The sequence below is a fragment of the Roseibacillus ishigakijimensis genome (genome assembly GCF_016595415.1).
GTDB lineage: Bacteria > Verrucomicrobiota > Verrucomicrobiia > Verrucomicrobiales > Akkermansiaceae > Roseibacillus > Roseibacillus ishigakijimensis.
In genome coordinates this window covers 1-3,227 of record NZ_JAENIO010000079.1, presented here as the reverse complement: position 1 = coordinate 3,227, position 3,227 = coordinate 1, and the positions used below count along the sequence as shown (strand labels likewise).

At 56.9% G+C, this 3,227-nt stretch carries 3 protein-coding genes; 2 read left to right on the top strand and 1 reads right to left on the bottom strand.

The annotated features are described in order from the left end of the window. The first annotated feature begins 261 nt into the window (after nucleotides 1-261). Together JIN78_RS16560 and JIN78_RS16555 are read left to right on the top strand one after the other, a co-directional pair. On the top strand, nucleotides 262-1,692 hold the full coding sequence (locus tag JIN78_RS16560) for a hypothetical protein (protein ID WP_200393110.1): 1,431 nt from the start codon (nucleotides 262-264) through the stop codon (nucleotides 1,690-1,692). Between the two features lie 9 nt (nucleotides 1,693-1,701). Further along, a complete protein-coding gene (locus JIN78_RS16555) occupies nucleotides 1,702-2,685 on the top strand; it encodes a hypothetical protein (RefSeq protein ID WP_200393109.1) in 984 nt (327 codons plus the stop codon). 328 nt (nucleotides 2,686-3,013) lie between these two features. Here the strand turns inward: JIN78_RS16555 and JIN78_RS17400 are convergent. Further along, nucleotides 3,014-3,227 (bottom strand): hypothetical protein (locus JIN78_RS17400; RefSeq protein WP_234038056.1); only part of this gene is annotated, 214 nt, incomplete at its 5' end.

The window sequence follows — 3,227 nt, the reverse complement described above, 5'->3', positions numbered from 1 at the left end:
CACAATGAGCCCAAAAGAAAACCCTCGACCCGAGGGCCAAGGGATTCTCAAAAGTCGTTTGCGGGCGACAAGGGAAGAGTCTCACAAAAGCCAAGAATCCACAAGGAAAGAGTGCTCTGGCCAGTGTCGGTTTTGCCGATGCTACGCCCTCGATGATCGCCCCGAACGGGAACTTGCTCTGACGGGCAACCCTTCCGCCCCGCATACCGAAGCCGAGCTTGCCGACTTCATCGCAAGCGCGAACCAAGAAGGAGATCAGGCATGAAGAACCCCGCTGAACAACTGGCCAAGCTGAAAGAGCCAGACTCAAAAAATTTCCAAACATTGGAAACTTGCCCCACTACCCCACCCGAGGAAAAACGGGCCTCATTTGCGCCGGAAGGAATTTTCTACCTCTCAAGCAATGGTCATTACCTCGTCGATACCGGGAAGCGTTACAGCGATTTCGCCCGCAAGAAGCCCGTGCAATTTGGATTGAGACGCTATCTCGAAGAGCACGAGGGAGTCTCAGCCGATGAAGCCAAAGAGCGGGCCAATCACTTGTTGGATTGCGCCAGCGTAGATCGGGCGGTGGATTGGTGCGGCTCCATTGCCGGATACAAGCGAGGACTGCGACACGACCGGAAAGGGCTCGCTATGCTCATCATGGAAGGGCCGGACATTCCCGCCGCCATTGCTGGCGAGTGTCCCACTATCAAGAGCATTCTTTCCCAAGCTTTCCCCGAGGCCGATGCCCTCAACACTCTCTTAGGCTGGCTCAAGGGAGGCGTGGCCGCGATTCGCTCAGGGATTCACCATCCCGCCCCCATGCTTGTCTTGGCGGGCGAAGTGAACGCCGGGAAATCTCTTTTGGCGTGGATCGTCCAACAATGCTTTGGCGGGCGAGTAGCCAACCCGGCCACCGTCTGGACGGGAAACACGATCTGGAATGACGATCTTCTAGGGAGCGAACTTCTTTGCATTGATGACAACCAATCGGCGACCGACATTCGCAGCCGGAAGAACTTTGGAGCGCGATTCAAAGAAGCCGTCTATGCCTCCGAGGTGAATATCAACACCCGCAACCGCTCGACCATGAGCTTGCGTCCCGTCTGGCGCGTGCTTGTTTGCTGCAATCAGACCCCGGAGAACTTGAGCGTCATCCCGCCGCTCGACTCCGACACCTGCGACAAGATTGCACTTCTCCATTTCAAGAAGGCAACTCTCCCCGTGGATACCTCAACGCCAGAAGGGAAAGAAGAGCTTCAACACATGATCCGGTCGGAACTCCCTGCCTTTCTTCATCATTTGGAAGAATTCACCGTGCCCGAGCATTTGAAGGATTCGCGGGCGGGCGTGGTTGCATGGAAAGACCCCGAGCTAGTGGCCTCGCTTCACGACATTTCCCCGGAAGGACGTTTGGAAACCATGATTCATCACGCGATGGAAAAAGGATTCTTTGGCCTCGCCCCCGGAGAGTCGCAGTGGATGGCCGCGATGGACGTGGAGAACATTCTTACCGAACGAGAGAACCCCGTCAGTCAACAGGCCAAGGAGCTACTGAAGCACGACACCAATTGCGGGCGCTACCTCTCCCGCATGGCTGAAAGCAACTGCCAACTCGTGACCGAAGACAAAACCACCAACGGAAGAAAGCACTATCTCATTCACCGCCCCGGAGGTGGGGAAGTGGGGCAAGTTGGCGAACTTTAGAAAAAAGTTATGAACTCATCCACCAACCCAAGCCTTGATCTCTCCCTTCTGGAAAAAGCCAGGCATACCAACGGCAAGACAATCGCCCGTTGTCCCGCTTGCGCCGCTAAAGGTTGCGACCGCAAAGGCGAACATCTCGTCATTCAACCCAACGGCAAGTTTGGTTGCGCCAAGTATTCCGGCGACCACGAGCACCGGAGAGAAATCTTCCGCCTAGTCGGAATCAAGAGCGACACCGGAGACAACTTCACCACCGAACAACGCGAGGAATGGAAATGGCAACGCCGCCGGGAAGAAGCCGCGCAACGCCGCCGCGATGAACTGGCAACGGAAGCAAGGAACAAGGCCGCAGCGATTCGCGAGAAATACGCATGGAGCCCCGCCGATGCCTTCTATTCCTCCCCCCAAAAAATCGAAATGGAGTTGGACCAAGACCCGCGCCACTTCCTCCGCACCCTCTACCGCCCGCATGAACTCATCTGGACGGGCGAAACATGGCAGAGTGGAGAGGAGCACGGCCAGGGCCGCTTCCGAACCGTGGCAGACTGGCAGAAGACCGAACTCTCCGAGCTTGGGCCCATGGTTTCCCCGGCGACATGGCAGGCCGGAGCCCTCAGCCGAGCCGCTGGCAACGTCCAATCCTCACCCTTCACCGTGCTCGACTTCGACGAGCTCGACGGCAAGACCCCGGAGACGAAAGCGGAGAGAGACGCACTGGTTCACCATGCCCTAGCCGTCACCCGTTGGCTTGTAGAAGTCTGCGAGGCCAAGCTTGCCGCCATCGTCCACAGCGGAAACAAGAGCTTGCACGTTTGGATCAAGACTCCCGATCCTGCTGCCCTCGATGGCCTCCGCGACATGGCCCAAGCTTGGGGAATCGACGCCGGATTGATTGCCGCACCCGAGCACCCCGCCCGCTTGCCGGGCCAATACCACCTCAAAAGCGGAAACCGAAGCCGCACCCTTTGGCTAGCCGAACCGATGCACCTTTGATTTTTGGCGCTCCGAAGAAAGCTCGTTTTCTCGCTGCAAAACGTCCCCTCACAGTCGAGGCGGGCGGTTTTTCCATTCTTACTTGGGTAGGATGCCTTAAAAACGAACCCGTTTTTTTTCGCGATTGCGCGTTGTCGTGGAAAGCCGGGCGCGAAACGTGACCGAACCCGCCCCCCCGGCTACCAGAAAGCGAAAATCCGCGTCGTGGCCTCCCAACAATGCGGGCAGTTTTGCGATCTATGCGCTGGACCAAAAAGCGAAACGAAGTGCCCTTGGGAAAGTTCACTCCTAGGCGGTTTTCAAGGTGGCTGGACTCCCCTTGATGAAGTCACAGGGAAGGACCCAAGAGCCAGAAAAACAGGCTTGCCCTCCCCATCACCGGAAATTCTGGAACTGTCTCTTTTTTTTCGCGATTACCGCTTCGGTCGTAAAGAAAACCGTTCTGGCGATTCACTCCCCCCTCCCCGCACTGTCCTATTCTGAACGCATCGATTTTCAGCTTGTCGAAAAAGAGCTTTGGAGAACTCGAAACCCCACCCCCT